The sequence below is a fragment of the Rhizobium sp. SL42 genome, assembly GCF_021729845.1.
Classification (GTDB): Bacteria; Pseudomonadota; Alphaproteobacteria; order Rhizobiales; family Rhizobiaceae; genus Allorhizobium.
In genome coordinates this window covers 2,346,502-2,360,276 of record NZ_CP063397.1, presented here as the reverse complement: position 1 = coordinate 2,360,276, position 13,775 = coordinate 2,346,502, and the positions used below count along the sequence as shown (strand labels likewise).

General features: G+C 60.5%; 15 protein-coding genes and 1 tRNA gene. 13 read left to right on the top strand and 3 right to left on the bottom strand.

What is annotated here, in order from left to right; all coding sequences use genetic code 11:
* The first annotated feature begins 70 nt into the window (after positions 1-70).
* The 3 genes from IM739_RS11215 to IM739_RS11205 all read left to right on the top strand — a co-directional run bounded on the left by IM739_RS11215 (position 71) and on the right by IM739_RS11205 (position 2,101).
* Positions 71-145 (top strand) — tRNA-Asn (locus tag IM739_RS11215).
* 186 nt (positions 146-331) lie between these two features.
* Entirely contained in the window at positions 332-559 is a 228-nt protein-coding gene (locus IM739_RS11210; RefSeq protein ID WP_007606528.1) for a hypothetical protein, read from the top strand.
* Positions 560-658: 99 nt separating this feature from the next.
* A complete protein-coding gene (locus IM739_RS11205; protein WP_237367849.1) occupies positions 659-2,101 on the top strand; it encodes a cryptochrome/photolyase family protein in 1,443 nt (480 codons plus the stop codon).
* Positions 2,102-2,116: 15 nt separating this feature from the next.
* On the opposite strand, the gene IM739_RS11200 is transcribed toward IM739_RS11205, so the two are convergent.
* On the bottom strand, positions 2,117-2,797 hold the full coding sequence (locus IM739_RS11200; RefSeq protein ID WP_237367848.1) for a hypothetical protein: 681 nt from the start codon (positions 2,795-2,797) through the stop codon (positions 2,117-2,119).
* Positions 2,798-3,008: 211 nt separating this feature from the next.
* Here IM739_RS11200 and IM739_RS11195 point away from each other — a divergent pair, with 211 nt between their 5' ends.
* The 5 genes from IM739_RS11195 (at position 3,009) to sseA (ending at position 7,014) form a co-directional block, all read left to right on the top strand.
* Positions 3,009-3,263 carry a type II toxin-antitoxin system Phd/YefM family antitoxin gene (locus IM739_RS11195; RefSeq protein WP_113141125.1) on the top strand — a complete coding sequence of 85 codons (255 nt, stop codon included), beginning with the start codon at positions 3,009-3,011 and terminating at the stop codon, positions 3,261-3,263.
* Positions 3,260-3,514: a Txe/YoeB family addiction module toxin gene (locus IM739_RS11190; protein WP_237367847.1), complete on the top strand. Its 255-nt coding sequence runs from the start codon at positions 3,260-3,262 to the stop codon at positions 3,512-3,514. Before IM739_RS11195 ends, IM739_RS11190 begins: the two co-directional genes overlap by 4 nt.
* A 261-nt stretch (positions 3,515-3,775) precedes the next feature.
* Complete coding sequence (locus IM739_RS11185; protein ID WP_237367846.1) at positions 3,776-4,813, top strand: cysteine synthase A; 1,038 nt, start codon at positions 3,776-3,778, stop codon at positions 4,811-4,813.
* 8 nt (positions 4,814-4,821) lie between these two features.
* Positions 4,822-5,559: an alanyl-tRNA editing protein gene (locus tag IM739_RS11180; protein ID WP_237367845.1), complete on the top strand. Its 738-nt coding sequence runs from the start codon at positions 4,822-4,824 to the stop codon at positions 5,557-5,559.
* Between the two features lie 21 nt (positions 5,560-5,580).
* Positions 5,581-7,014, top strand: coding sequence for a 3-mercaptopyruvate sulfurtransferase (gene sseA, locus IM739_RS11175; protein ID WP_237367844.1), 1,434 nt, complete (start codon positions 5,581-5,583; stop codon positions 7,012-7,014).
* 47 nt (positions 7,015-7,061) lie between these two features.
* Here the strand turns inward: sseA and IM739_RS11170 are convergent, their stop codons facing one another.
* The gene (locus IM739_RS11170; RefSeq protein WP_237367843.1) at positions 7,062-7,973 is read right to left on the bottom strand and encodes a DUF4344 domain-containing metallopeptidase; all 912 of its coding nucleotides are present in this window, start codon (positions 7,971-7,973) and stop codon (positions 7,062-7,064) included.
* Between the two features lie 168 nt (positions 7,974-8,141).
* Between IM739_RS11170 and IM739_RS11165 the strand changes: the two genes are divergently transcribed.
* Positions 8,142-8,612, top strand: coding sequence for a DUF1203 domain-containing protein (locus IM739_RS11165; RefSeq protein WP_237371042.1), 471 nt, complete (start codon positions 8,142-8,144; stop codon positions 8,610-8,612).
* Positions 8,613-8,751: 139 nt separating this feature from the next.
* Here the strand turns inward: IM739_RS11165 and ald are convergent, their stop codons facing one another.
* Positions 8,752-9,870 (bottom strand): alanine dehydrogenase, encoded by a 1,119-nt coding sequence (gene ald / locus IM739_RS11160; RefSeq protein ID WP_237367842.1) that lies wholly within the window; start codon positions 9,868-9,870, stop codon positions 8,752-8,754.
* Between the two features lie 157 nt (positions 9,871-10,027).
* Between ald and IM739_RS11155 the strand changes: the two genes are divergently transcribed.
* The 4 genes from IM739_RS11155 to IM739_RS11140 all read left to right on the top strand — a co-directional run bounded on the left by IM739_RS11155 (position 10,028) and on the right by IM739_RS11140 (position 13,728).
* Positions 10,028-10,489: an Lrp/AsnC family transcriptional regulator gene (locus tag IM739_RS11155; RefSeq protein WP_237367841.1), complete on the top strand. Its 462-nt coding sequence runs from the start codon at positions 10,028-10,030 to the stop codon at positions 10,487-10,489.
* A 94-nt stretch (positions 10,490-10,583) separates the two neighbouring features.
* Complete coding sequence (locus IM739_RS11150; protein WP_237367840.1) at positions 10,584-10,919, top strand: PilZ domain-containing protein; 336 nt, start codon at positions 10,584-10,586, stop codon at positions 10,917-10,919.
* Positions 10,920-11,258: 339 nt separating this feature from the next.
* Positions 11,259-11,615, top strand: a complete 357-nt coding sequence (locus IM739_RS11145; RefSeq protein WP_237367839.1) for a PilZ domain-containing protein — start codon at positions 11,259-11,261, stop codon at positions 11,613-11,615.
* 124 nt (positions 11,616-11,739) lie between these two features.
* Positions 11,740-13,728, top strand: coding sequence for a bifunctional 2',3'-cyclic-nucleotide 2'-phosphodiesterase/3'-nucleotidase (locus tag IM739_RS11140; protein WP_237371041.1), 1,989 nt, complete (start codon positions 11,740-11,742; stop codon positions 13,726-13,728).
* The last annotated feature ends 47 nt before the right edge of the window (positions 13,729-13,775 follow it).

The window sequence follows — 13,775 nt, the reverse complement described above, 5'->3', positions numbered from 1 at the left end:
TTTTGAAAAACCGCTTGGCAAATCGAACCAGCATTTGTATTAGCCCACTCACACCGCGGCAAGCGGCTGTTCCCTGGTAGCTCAGCGGTAGAGCATTCGACTGTTAATCGACAGGTCGCCGGTTCGAATCCGGCCCGGGGAGCCATCTCATTCAAAAGGCCTGCGCTGTACAAGCGCGGGCCTTTTCTCTTTCAGGATCCTGCGTTCGCGGGCTTCCGCATCAACTCTCTTTCAACCTTCATCACTCGTCTTTTGTCAGTGCGGCAACTCCGTCTTCATCTTTGCTTGCTATCCGTCGAACATTGACAAATGGCATTTAGGAGAGTCGCAGATGTGGATCCAGCTTCATGACGGGGACGGCTTCCCCCTCTTCGTGAACATGGACAATGTGGTGGACTTCCGCTGGTTCGATCGGGAGAAATACACCTGCCTGCTGACAAACGCACCGGTCGCGGAAAAGCTCCATCGCCTCTATGTTCGCGAAAATGCGACGGAAATCATGGCATTGATTCATGCCGAGCAACGTCACCGTTCCCCCGCCGTGCTGACGGCTGCCTGAAGGCGCTTTTGCTCCTTTCCCGGCTAATTCCCACTCCGGCATGATCCTTCCGCGCTGATCCTTCGTATCAGGAGGTTAAACAGCAGATGAGTATCCGGAATGCCCTCGACCAAACCCCTGATTTTGTGGTTCCGCAAGGACCTGCGTCTCGATGACAATGCGGCACTGGCAACGGCGGCCGACGAGGGGCGGCTTGTTATTCCGGTTTATATCCGCGAGCCGGCCGAGGCCGGCACCGGACCGCTCGGAGCGGCGCAGGCCTGGTGGCTGCATCACTCCCTCGCAGCCCTTGCCCGCTCGCTTGAGGCGATCGGCAGCCGACTGACCTTGCGCAGCGGTCCGGCCGGACAGGTGCTGGACCAGTTGATCGACGAGACGGGGGCCGCCAGCGTCTACTGGAATCGCCGCTACGATCCACCGGGCATTGCCATCGACAGGGCGATCAAGGCGCGATTGACCGAAGACGGCCTGATCGTGCGCACCTTTGCCGGTCAGATCCTGCATGAGCCGACGCGGTTGACCACCGGCGCCGGCGGCAATTTCAGGGTCTACACGCCTTTCTGGAAGGCGCTTGAAAGCTCCGGCGAACCGCGCGAACCGGCGCCTGCACCGACCTCCCTCAACAAGCCGCCGTTCTGGCCAAACAGTGAACCGCTCGACAGTTGGGCCCTGCTTCCGACAAAGCCGAACTGGGCGAGCGGATTTTCCGAGATATGGCAGCCCGGCGAAGCCGGCGCCCTGGCGCGGCTCGATGCCTTTATCGAAAACGGCCTTGCCGGCTATCGAACCTTGCGCGATTTCCCTGCCCGGCCAAATACGTCGATGCTGTCGCCACATCTGGCGATGGGCGAGATTTCCCCGGCCCGGATCTGGCATGCGACGCGCGGCCTTGCCGGGCGCTTCGCCTCCGAAGACATCATCCATTTCCGCAAGGAAGTGGTCTGGCGTGACTTCTCTTACCATCTTCTGTTTCATTTTCCCGACCTCAAGTCGAAGAACTGGAATGCCAAATTCGACGCCTTTCCGTGGCGGTCGGCGCCGGATCTCCTGGAAAAGTGGCAGCGCGGCCAGACCGGTTACCCGATCGTCGATGCCGGCATGCGCCAGCTCTGGCGCCACGGTTACATGCACAACCGGGTGCGGATGATCGCCGCCTCGTTCCTGATCAAGGACCTGATGATCGACTGGCGCGAGGGCGAGCGCTGGTTCCGCGACACGCTGGTCGATGCCGATCCGGCGTCTAACGCCGCCAGCTGGCAATGGGTCGCCGGCTCCGGCGCCGACGCGTCGCCGTTCTTCCGCATCTTCAACCCGATCACCCAGGGCGAAAAATTCGACGTCGAAGGCCACTATATCCGCACCTTCGTGCCGGAGCTGAAGGCTATGCCGGACGCCTATATCCACCGGCCGTTCGAGGCGCCGCTTACGGTGCTGAAGGAAGCCGGCGTAATCCTGGGCGAAACCTACGCAAAACCGATCGTCGATCACAAACAGGCGCGCGACGAGGCGCTTGCGGCTCTGCAGGGGTTGAAGGGGGAGTGAGTTTCAAAGACATAGTCATTTGTAAAGCTCCGTCGAAAAAGGACGGGGAGTCAAATATTGAATGTCAGGATCAGTCGCATTCTCGCGAAGTCTGGGAGGATTTGGAATTAAAGTTGGACGCTCGCGTCCAATTGCAGTGAGCCATCCCAGCACCTTCTCCACTCGCCCCTCGGTCATCGGCTCGTCCGTAACCGACAACGTGATAGCATTGAGCAGATAGCCGGGGCCAAGGCTGGCCGCAAGGTTTCCGGGATCGACCCGGCGAACGGTGGCAGGGTCACCGATGTCGCCAAAGGTGACGAGCAGCGGATAGTGCTTGCGCGGCACGTCACGGGACTGGCCGGTGCTTGCAACCAGTCGGTCGAGATAGGGAAACATCTCCTCCTTCAGCAGTGCCTTTCCTTCCAGTTCCGGGAAAAAGGCGGTATAGGCTGTCCATTCGGTGTAGCCCTGGAGCAGGGCGAACAGATAACGGCCCTCGCCGAGATCGACCACGACCGCCTCGCCGGAGACGCCACCGCGCTGCATGCCGGCCGTATCGCCCACGCCCGTCCATTTGGGCGGAAACTCGATACGCGCGGACGTAACCGAACTGCCGGACTTCATCCCCCCCGTCGTCATGACGGACACCGTCAGTTTCTGATGCCATCGCCATTCCGGGAAATCGAAGAGCAGATCGCAGCCGGCAAGCGTCAAACACAGGGCCAAAGCCGCAAGAACCCTCAGCATCTTCACCCTTCGCACAACCTTGAGCCGCATTATCCGCAGACTTCCCCGCTAGGTATGAAGATCCGGTGAAGGCGATCGGTCAATTTCTAACGATCAGCAATGGAAACCGGCGTTGACGTGCGCTCACGCCGACCATGATAGCACTTGATTCCTGTACGCAATTGCGTACAATTCACCCATGAGAACCACATCCTACAGCGACCTGCGCAAGAACCTCGCCTCCCTGCTCGACAGCGTGACGGAGGACCGCACTCCTGTCCTGATCACCCGTGATCGCGGCAAGCCTGCCGCCGTTCTCATGTCGGTGGAGGATTTTGCTTCCTATGAGGAGACGCAGCATCTGTTGAAGAGCCCCCGCAATGCGGAACGCCTGCTCGAAGCGGTGCGTGAACTCGATGAAGGTAAGGGCGACGTGCGCGAGCTTTCTGAGTGAAGATCATCTTTCATGCGCGTGCCTGGGAGGATTACCTATATTGGCAGTCCACCGATCAGAAAATGCTGGCGCGCGTCAATCACCTGATCAGGGAAACCAGCCGGTCACCGTTTCAGGGTATCGGCAAACCGGAGCCGCTGCGGGGTGATCTGCGTGGCTGGTGGTCGCGGCGGATCGACCAGGAGCATCGGCTCGTCTATCGCCCGACGGAAGATGGCGTACTGATCGCGCAATGCCGCCATCACTACTGATCGATTTTGCGACGAATGAAAGCAGCCGGTTCGACAGCCTTCCAAATGTAGCCCAATCCGAACGCATTTTTCCTCCCCCCACCTCGGCGCGAAATGCCATTCCTTGCCTTTGCCGGCCCCCAAGCGGAAAACACCGGTTAAATCCCGCGCAGACCGCTTCGCCCACATAATCATATCCAGAAGGACAAAATCGCATGGGCGCGCGCTTTTCATTTCGCCGCGATTGGTTCTAGTGTCCGGACAAAGAGAAGGCAGATATTCATGGCATTTCATCCCTCCGTGCTCGAAGCGATCGGCAATACGCCCCTCATCCGGCTGAAGGGCGCCTCGCAGGCGACCGGCTGCACCATTCTCGGCAAGGCCGAGTTCCTGAACCCCGGCCAGTCGGTCAAGGATCGCGCTGCCCTGTTCATCATCCGCGACGCCGAAAAGCGTGGCCTGCTGCGGCCCGGCGGCGTGATCGTCGAGGGCACGGCCGGCAATACCGGCATCGGCCTGACCCTGGTTGCCAAGGCGCTTGGCTACCGCACGGTGATCGTCATTCCCGAAACCCAGAGCCAGGAAAAGAAGGACGCGCTGAAGCTGCTCGGCGCCGAATTGGTCGAGGTCCCGGCGGTTCCCTACAAGAACCCGAACAATTACGTGAAGATTTCCGGCCGACTGGCCGCCCAACTTGCCAAGAGCGAGCCGAATGGGGCGATCTGGGCTAACCAGTTCGACAACACGGTCAATCGCGATGCCCATATCGCAACGACGGCCCGGGAAATCTTCGAGCAGACCGGTGGGGAAGTCGATGGCTTCATCTGCGCCGTCGGCTCCGGCGGCACGCTGGCCGGTACGGGGATCGGCCTTCGCAACCTTAAGCCCGAGGTCAAGATCGGTCTTGCCGATCCGCTTGGCGCAGCACTCTACGAATTCTACAAGAACGGCGAGCTGAAGTCGTCCGGCTCTTCGATCACCGAGGGTATCGGCCAAGGTCGGATCACCGCCAATCTCGAAGGCTTCACCCCTGACCACGCTTACCAGATCCCGGATTCCGAAGCGCTCGACATCGTCTTCGACCTGGTCGAAAACGAAGGCCTGTGCCTGGGCGGCTCGTCAGGCATCAACATTGCCGGCGCGATCCGGCTTGCGAAAGATCTCGGCCCCGGCCATACGATCGTGACGATCCTGTGCGACTACGGCAACCGTTACCAGTCGAAGCTGTTCAATCCGGAATTCCTACGCTCCAAGGAACTGCCGGTACCGGGGTGGATGGAAAAGCGCACCGACTATGACCTGCCGTTCGAAACTGCCTGAGGAATAGCATGCCCACCACCGCTCTTTATCGCGACGACTTCTATCTCTCGACATGCGAAGCGGTGGTGACGGCCATCCATCAAGATGGCGGCATCGAACTCGACCAGACCTGTTTCTACGCTGCTTCGGGCGGCCAGCCCGGAGACCTCGGTTTTCTGGAACGTGCGGACGGCAGCCGCATCGCCATCGCGCTGACGCGTCATGGCGAGACCAAGGACATCATCCTACATCAGCCGGCCGAGGGCCAGCCGTCACCGGCGGTCGGCGAAACGCTGGTCCTGCATATCGACTGGCCGCGGCGCTACAAGCTGATGCGCATGCACACCGCCTGCCATCTGCTGTCCGTCGTCTGTCCGTTTCCGATCACTGGTGCTGCCGTCGGCGAGGAGGAAAGCCGCGTCGATTTCGACATGTCGGAGACGATCGACAAGGAACAGGTCACCACCGACCTGATGAAGCTGGTCGCGGAAAACCACCCGGTTTATCTGCAATGGATCACCGACGCCGAGCTCATCGCCAATCCGGGAATCGTCAAGTCGAAGAATGTCCGCCCGCCCGTCGGTCTCGGTCGGGTCAGCCTTGTCGCCATCGGCGAGAACTCCGCCGTTGACAGCCAGCCCTGCGGCGGCACACATGTTTCAGAGACCCAGGAGGTCGGCGCGATTCATATCGCCAAAATCGAGAAAAAGGGCAAGGAGAACCGCCGGTTCCGCATCCGCTTTGGTGCTCCGGAGGTCTCCGCCTGAAACAAGGTACGGGAGAACAGCATGTCCGGGGAAAGAAGCCGTTTCGTCGTCTCAGCAGACTGGGTCGAAAAGCACCTCGGGGCTCCCGAATTCAGGCTTGTCGACGCGTCATGGTACCTGCCGGCTCATAATCGCAATGGTGCTGCCGAATATGCCGCCGGCCATATTCCCGGTGCCGTCTTCTTCGATCAGGACGTGATCGCCGACAAAAGCACCAATCTTCCGCATTCCCTGCCCTCGCCCGCCTTCTTTGCCGATGCCGTCGGCCAGCTCGGGATTTCCGCGACGGACACGATCGTGGTCTATGACGGTCCGGGCTTCTTTTCGGCGCCGCGCGTCTGGTGGATGTTCCGCGTCATGGGCGCGCAGCGCGTCTATGTGCTCGACCGCGGGCTGGATGGCTGGAAAGCCGATGGCCGCAAGCTGGAAACCGACCTGCCCGAGCCGGAGCCCGTGACGTTCGAAGCGCATTTCGACCGCAACCGGATCACCTCCTTCGACCAGATGTCGGCCATTGCCGACAACGGTGACCGCCAGATTGCCGATGCACGCCCGGCCGGCCGCTTCACCGGCGAGGAGCCGGAACCGCGCGAGGGAATGCGCTCCGGCCACATCCCAGGCGCGCGCAGCGTGCCGGCATCGATTCTGGCTGAAAACGGCCGCCTGAAGGACCTGGCCACCCTGCGCTCGATCTTCACCAATGCCGGGATCGATCTGTCGCAGCCGGTGGTGACCAGCTGTGGATCCGGCGTGACGGCAGCGGTCGTGACACTTGCGCTGGAATCGCTCGGCCATACCGACAATTCGCTCTATGATGGCTCGTGGTCGGAATGGGGCTCCAAGACTGACACGCCGGTGACGACGGGTGCGGCCGAACCTTTGACGTCAAGGACGGACGGACCGTTGACGGCCCACGTCACCCGGCTCGAAATGACGGCGCCGCCGAAATCCAGCCTGCCGGTACCGGTCAACATCCAGACCGCCATCATGCGCACCCAGGAAATTCCGCTCGCCTTCTATCGCTTCCTGCATCGCCAGGTCGGTGCGCGCTGGCATTGGTACGAGCGCCTGCGCATGACTGACGACGCGCTGAAGGCGATCATCCACAATCCGAAGGTCTCCATTTCGGTCCTGTATGTGAACGGCGCGCCGGCCGGTTTCTACGAATTATCGCAGGAAAACGAAAAGCTAGTCGAGCTCTCCTACTTCGGCCTGTTCGAATATGGCCTGGGTCTTGGAATCGGCAAATGGTTCCTGCTGCAGGCGCTTTATGCCGCCTGGACGAGCAATCCGGACAAGGTGACGGTGACGACCAATTCGCTTGACCATCCGCGCGCACTGCAGCTCTACCAGCAGTTCGGCTTCTCCCCGGTCGAGACCTTCAACGCGCTGGTCGAGCCGATGACCGAGCAGGAGCTGCTGCAGTTGATGAAGCGCGACGGCGCGACATTCTGACAAAGGCCGTGAGTCCCGCTTCGCCTGCGGCGAAGCGGGATCTGCCGTCACGGATCGGCGGCCGCGGCCTTGAGCGCGGACACCAGTCCACTTTTTCCGTCGGCGGGAGCCTGTGCCTGCGGCTGGTCTTCCGATGATGGCTGCGCGCGATTTTCCTCGTAATACTGGCTGACCAGATCGGCGTGGTGCGCCGCGAACTCGTAGCAGAAGGTGATCTCTCGGGCCCCGGGATCCCAGAATGCATTGATGACGCCGCAGGTCTTGGCCGTCACCTTGATCCCATCGGGAATGTTATATCCCTCGCCGAAGGTTGCCGAAATCGCTTCGAGAACCTCGCCCTCCTTCAGCATATCCTCGACATATTTCAGATCGTCGCCGGCCGGCTCGTAGGTAACGGTAAAATTCGAGGTCTTATTGTCATCGATATAAGGATCGAGCACGCCCCACCAGCTGTCGCGCGTCTGCGCGTATTCATCCACGCACTCCGCACGGCGGTCCTCGGGAAATTCCAGGGAATCGATGAACTCCTTGAAATATTCGGGATCCTTGCCGGACATCATGCAGACCAGCGCATAGGCACGCTGTTTGTTGAGACCGTGGGTGCCCTGGAAATCCGCCTCTTCGAGCCCTTGCGCATTCGCCGCATCGATCAGGAACCAGCCATCGGCCGCATCCTGCATTGCCGCCCGCAACTCCTCGTCTTCGCTCTCCAGCAGCATCACGGAGGACAAGCCGTCGACCGCATCTTCTTCACGGCCGAGCACCGGCAAGCCGAGTTCGGAGACCAGCATATGGCCACCCTCGTGGAAGAGGACGAAGATCGCGTTGTTGACCACATATCTGCGGCCTTCGGTGATTTCCTCCTGCGTCAGGTCGGCTTTCGCCGACCCCGCCGGCATGGCGAAGAATGCAGCGCAGGCGCCGCCGAGCGCGATCAGCGCAGTGGTCATATATCTCATGGAATGCCCCGATCCCGTTCAGCTAGCATGACGCTAATCGAAACAGCATAGGCGAGAGAACCTCCATTTTTGGTGAATGTCGCATCGGCCCGCAGGAAACGGGTGGAGCGTGCCGGCAGAATTTCCCATGATCGCCGGAAACATCCTTCAGATAATCTGCGAGACACGATCATGAGCCTGCACTTCACCGCCATTTTGACCGACGAGCTTGTCGCCTATCAGGCCGGCGCGGCGGATGCCTACGGTCTTGCCCCCGAAACGCGGTTGTCGCCGGGCGGCGGCTATCCCTGCCGGCACTGCCTCGATTTCATCGAAGAAGGCGCGCCCTATCTGACGCTCGCCTATCGACCGTTTCCGAGCCTGCAGCCCTATGCCGAAACAGGACCGATCTTCCTCCACGCAAAACCCTGCGCACGGTATGCCGCAAGCGAAATCCTGCCGCCGATGCTGGATAGCCCGGACTATATCGTGCGCGGCTATGGTGCCGACGATCGCATTGTCTATGGAACGGGCGCCGTCACTCCGACAGCGGCAATCGCCGCCCGCGCCGCGGCACTGCTTGCCGATCCGGCGATTGCCTATGTGCATGTGCGCTCGGCGCGCAACAATTGCTACCAGTGCCGGATCGAACGCGGCTGACGGGACCGGCGGCACTGGCCCAGTAAAAAACCGGTCCAACAAGAAAAGGCCGGCCGAAGGATACGGCCGGCCCAATTGGCCGCGCTCAGTGAAGCGCTGCGGACGTCACGCATGGTAAGGTGACTGGAGATCCTATTCCTTACGCAACGTTGAGCAGCGATTCGGCGGCGAATGCCGGATAACCGAGGGCATCGGCTACCGGCTTGTTGGTAATGCGACCCTTGTGCACATTGAGGCCGTTGCGGAGATGGCGGTCCTCGGCAATGGCCCGCATACCGCGATCGGCCAGCGCCAGACCGTGAACCAGCGTCGCATTGTTCAGCGCGTGGGCGGACGTAACCGGGACAGCGCCCGGCATGTTGGCCACGCAGTAATGCACGATCCCGTCGACTTCATAGGTCGGGTCGGAATGGGTCGTGGCATGCGAGGTCTCGAAGCAGCCACCCTGATCGATGGCGACATCGACGATGACGGCACCCTTCTTCATGCCTGTGAGCATTTCCCGGGTGACCAGCTTGGGGGCCGCAGCGCCCGGGATCAACACGGCACCGATGACGAGATCGGCGGAAAAGACTTCCTGCTCTAGCGCATCGATCGTCGAATAGACGGTATGGATCCGGCCGGAGAAAAGATCGTCAAGCTGGCGCAGCCGCGGCAGCGAGCGGTCAAGGATGGTGACATCGGCGCCAAGCCCGACAGCCATGCGGGCCGCGTGCAGACCGACGACGCCGCCGCCGATGACGGTGACCTTGGCCGGTAGAACGCCCGGCACGCCGCCAAGCAGAATACCACGGCCGCCATTGGCCTTTTGCAGGGCGGTGGCGCCCGCCTGGATCGCCAGACGTCCGGCGACTTCGGACATCGGCGCCAGCAAAGGCAGGCCGCCACGCTCGTCGGTCACTGTCTCATAGGCAATCGCGGTGACACCCGATTCGAGCAGGCCCTTGGTCTGCTCCGGATCCGGCGCCAGATGCAGGTAGGTGTAGAGAATCTGTCCGTCGCGCAGCTGTACCCATTCGGACGGCTGCGGTTCCTTGACCTTGACGATCATGTCGGACTTTTCGAACACGTCCTTCGCCGAGGCGGCAATCCTTGCGCCAGCGGCGATATAGGCATGATCGTCTGCGCCAATGCCGGCGCCTGCACCCGTTTCAATCAGAACGTCGTGGCCGTGCGCCACATATTCCCGTACCGCGCCCGGCGTCAGCCCAACACGATATTCATGGTTTTTGATTTCCTTCGGGCAACCGACACGCATTCAGCGTTCCTCTCCATTTCGGCGGCAAAGCCGCACCTCCAACAAGGAGCGAATTGAAACACTCTTCCCGGCGAATGTCCTTGCAAATACGGTTTGCCACAGGCGAGACATTCGAAGATAATTGCGTCAATTGCTCCAATTTTGAGGAATGTTTCGGATGACTGCGCTCGACAGCATCGATCTTGCCATCCTGAAGGCTTTGCAGGAAAACGGGAGAATGACCAATGCCGACCTTGCCGAAAAAGTCGGCCTGTCTGCATCCGCCTGTTCGCGGCGCCACGACATGCTGGAGAAATCCGGCGTGATCAGCGGCTATCACGCGCGCCTGTCGCACAAGGCGATCGAGTACAAGATGATGGTCATCGTGCATATCTCGCTGTCGGGCCAGTTCGCCAAGACGCTGACGGAATTCGAGGCGGCGGTGAAGCGCTGCCCGAATGTTCTGGTCTGCTACCTGATGTCGGGCGAATACGACTATATCCTGCGCGTCGCGGCCAAGGATCTCGAAGACTACGAACACATCCACAGGGACTGGCTGTCCGCCCTTCCCCATGTCGTGAAGATCAATTCGAGCTTTGCCCTGCGCGAAATCATCGATCGTCCCAATGTGGGGCTTTAAAACCGCCGATTGCGGACAATCCTAACGATTGAGTTCAACCGGTTCTTACGTTTCATCGCTACCGTGGTCCTGTCTCAATGGCTGGAACAATCAAATGAGCAATAACCTCAATATGGATGGGCGCACATCGCCGAGAAGCCGTTGCCGTGTCGACAGTCGTGTGCGCCACCTCAAGCAGGAGGCCGATGCCCGCGTGATCAACATTTCACGCACCGGCCTCGCCCTCGAACTGTACAGCCAGCTTCATGCCGCCGCCGGCAGTTCGGTCGTCATCGAGAACGATGACATCGGCCTGATCGAGGGCACAGTGCGCTGGAACCGCAGCGGTCGTCTGGGCATCCAGATCAAGCAGAACAGCAATTCGCTGGCCAAACTGGCCGCCTATTTCCGCAACTTCCACAAGGAAGTCCGGCCGGTACTGACGCGCTGAAGCATATCGCGATCTGCCAGATCGCCCGGTAGCCTCCGGCCGTCTGTTTTGCGCAGGTCGCTCGCGCAAAACCGCTGCACTGTCTTGCGCTGCCTGTTGCAGGCGTCCGTGACCCACGCCCCGACCGTACCGAAAAGAATGGACGCTTCGGCGTCCATTTTTGTTGGCGGCAGGACAATACCCCTATCAATTTACGGTAAAACGCGCCTCCTTTGGGGCGAATACCTTATTTCTTCTAGGTGAAACGCCAGCATTTTAACGAGATCGGCGAGGTCCTGTTCATTCCCATGGCGAAACTTGGCGGCATTTCTTTCATTCCTTTTCATGGAGCGATTAGTCATGCTTGCTGCCACCCGCCAGGAAAGCTTCAACACCGGCCAGGACGGACGTCAGACCCAGCGCCTCCGCTGTCGCTTCAAGGGCACGCTCGACTATCTCGGCCACCAGATCGACATCCGCGTCATCGACATTTCCCGCACAGGCATGGCGCTGCAACTGGAGGGCTGGATCGAGGCCAAGCGCGGCAGCACAGTCACCGTCAGGACAACCGAACTCGGCCTGATCGAAGGCACGGTGCGCTGGTACCGCGCCGGCAAGATGGGGCTGGAATTCGAAAAGACCAGCAATACCCTGGCGCAGATTTCCGCCTATTTCCGGCATTTCCATCGCGACCCGGGACACTTGTCCGGCCGCTAACAGCGCGAGAATGCGGCGATCGCACATCACACCCTTGTCATTTTCGGGGTGCAACTGTCTTGAAAGCGACCTAAACTCCTCAACTTTAAAGACGGTATTTTCTGAAGGAGCCCTCATGCCCGCTATGCCATTGTCAATCGACCTGCATCCGATTTCGCGCCGCTCTTTGCTCGGCGGGCTTGCCGCCACGGCCGCCCTCGTCACGCTTCATCCCTTTGCCGCGCGGGCAAACGGCAGCCAAGCGCATCTGCGACTGATGGAAACCACCGATATCCATGTCAATGTGATGCCCTACGACTACTACGCCGACAAGCCGAACGACACGATGGGCCTGGCGCGCACCGCCTCGATCATCGATTCGATTCGTGCCGAGGCCGGCAATTCGCTGCTGATCGACAATGGCGACCTTCTGCAGGGCAATCCGATGGGCGACTACATGGCCTACAAGAAGGGCATGAAGGCCGGCGACCTGCATCCGGTGATCAAGGCGATGAACGTGCTCGGCTATGATTGCGGCACGCTCGGAAATCACGAGTTCAACTACGGTCTCGACTTCATGTTCAATACGCTCGGGGGAGCCAATTTCCCGATCGTCTGCGCCAACCTGTCCAAGGGTGAACTGGCGGCGAACCCGAAGTTGGATCACCTGTATTTCAAGCCCTATGTCATCCTCGAAAAAATGATCCGCGACGGCTCGGGCGCCGAAAGCCCGATCAAGGTCGGCTTCATCGGCTTCGTGCCGCCGCAGGTCATGGTCTGGGACGCAAAGAACCTCGAGGGCAAGGCGCAGACGCGTGATATCGTCGAGACGGCGCGAGCCTGGGTGCCGCAGATGAAGGAAGACGGCGCCGATATCGTGATTGCGCTCTCGCATTCGGGAATCGACGGCCATGGCCAGAGCGAGCGCATGGAAAATGCCTCGCTCTATCTCGCCGGCGTCGAAGGCATCGATGCGATCTTCACCGGCCACCAGCATCTGGTCTTTCCCGGCCCGAAGGATTTCGTCGACGTGCCGGGTGCCGATCCGGTCAAGGGCACGCTGCTTGGCAAGCCCGCCGTCATGGCCGGCTTCTGGGGCTCGCATATGGGCCTGATCGACCTGTTGCTGGAAAAGGACGGCAAGAGCTGGAAGATCGTCGACTTCACCTGTGAGGCCCGGCCGATCTCGCATCGCGACGAAAACAAGAAGGTTGTCGCTGACGTCAAGGACAAGCCGGAGGTGGTCGCAGCGGTCGCCGGTGAACATCAGGCAACGCTCGACTATGTCCGCACACCGGTCGGCAAGACGTCCGCACCGCTCTATTCCTATTTTGCCCTGGTCGCCGACGATCCTTCGGTGCAGATCGTCTCGATCGCGCAGACTGCCTATATCAAGGACATGCTGAAGGACGGCGAACTGAAGGACCTGCCGGTCCTGTCGGCCGCGGCGCCGTTCAAGGTCGGCGGTCGCGGCGGCGCAGACTATTTCACCGACGTTCCGGCGGGCGACATCGCAATCCGCAATGTCGCGGATCTCTACCTCTATCCAAACACCGTCCAGGCCGTCGCCATCACCGGCGAGCAGGTGAAGAACTGGCTGGAAATGTCGGCCGGGATCTTCAACCAGATCACCCCCGGCTCCAAGGACGCAGCCCTGATCAATCCGGACTTTCCGTCCTACAACTACGATGTGATCGACGGCGTCACCTATCAGATCGACCTCAGCAAGCCGCCGCGCTACGACAAGGATGGCAAGATCATCCATCCCGAATCAAGCCGTATCGTCAACCTGCAGTTTTCCGGCCATCCCATCGATCCCGGCCAGCGCTTCGTGGTCGCGACCAACAACTACCGCGCCGGCGGTGGTGGCAAGTTCCCGGAAATCGCCGGCGACAAGGTCGTCTTTGTCGGCCCCGACACCAATCGCGATATCATCGTGCGCCACATCGTCGAACAGGGCACGATCGACCCGCAGGCCGACGGAAACTGGTCCTTCGCGCCGCTCGCCGACACAACCGTCACCTTCGAGACCGGCCCCAAGGCCCGCGACTATCTTGCCGCGATCAAGGGTATAAAGATCGAGGATGCCGGCGAAGGCGCGGATGGCTTCGCCCGGTTCCGCCTGACGCTCTGACAGCGTCGATCAACAAACGACTAAGGCCCGCGTTGCCTGAGACCGCG

Excerpts from the sequence above, each read along its gene's own strand:
- IM739_RS11210 (WP_007606528.1), top strand. The coding sequence starts at position 332 with ATGTGGATCCAGCTTCATGACGGGGACGGCTTCCCCCTCTTCGTGAAC.
- IM739_RS11205 (WP_237367849.1), top strand. The coding sequence starts at position 659 with ATGCCCTCGACCAAACCCCTGATTTTGTGGTTCCGCAAGGACCTGCGT.
- IM739_RS11195 (WP_113141125.1), top strand. The coding sequence starts at position 3,009 with ATGAGAACCACATCCTACAGCGACCTGCGCAAGAACCTCGCCTCCCTG.
- IM739_RS11185 (WP_237367846.1), top strand. The coding sequence starts at position 3,776 with ATGGCATTTCATCCCTCCGTGCTCGAAGCGATCGGCAATACGCCCCTC.
- IM739_RS11180 (WP_237367845.1), top strand. The coding sequence starts at position 4,822 with ATGCCCACCACCGCTCTTTATCGCGACGACTTCTATCTCTCGACATGC.
- sseA (WP_237367844.1), top strand. The coding sequence starts at position 5,581 with ATGTCCGGGGAAAGAAGCCGTTTCGTCGTCTCAGCAGACTGGGTCGAA.
- IM739_RS11170 (WP_237367843.1), bottom strand. The coding sequence starts at position 7,973 with ATGAGATATATGACCACTGCGCTGATCGCGCTCGGCGGCGCCTGCGCT.
- ald (WP_237367842.1), bottom strand. The coding sequence starts at position 9,870 with ATGCGTGTCGGTTGCCCGAAGGAAATCAAAAACCATGAATATCGTGTT.
- IM739_RS11155 (WP_237367841.1), top strand. The coding sequence starts at position 10,028 with ATGACTGCGCTCGACAGCATCGATCTTGCCATCCTGAAGGCTTTGCAG.
- IM739_RS11150 (WP_237367840.1), top strand. The coding sequence starts at position 10,584 with ATGAGCAATAACCTCAATATGGATGGGCGCACATCGCCGAGAAGCCGT.
- IM739_RS11145 (WP_237367839.1), top strand. The coding sequence starts at position 11,259 with ATGCTTGCTGCCACCCGCCAGGAAAGCTTCAACACCGGCCAGGACGGA.
- IM739_RS11140 (WP_237371041.1), top strand. The coding sequence starts at position 11,740 with ATGCCATTGTCAATCGACCTGCATCCGATTTCGCGCCGCTCTTTGCTC.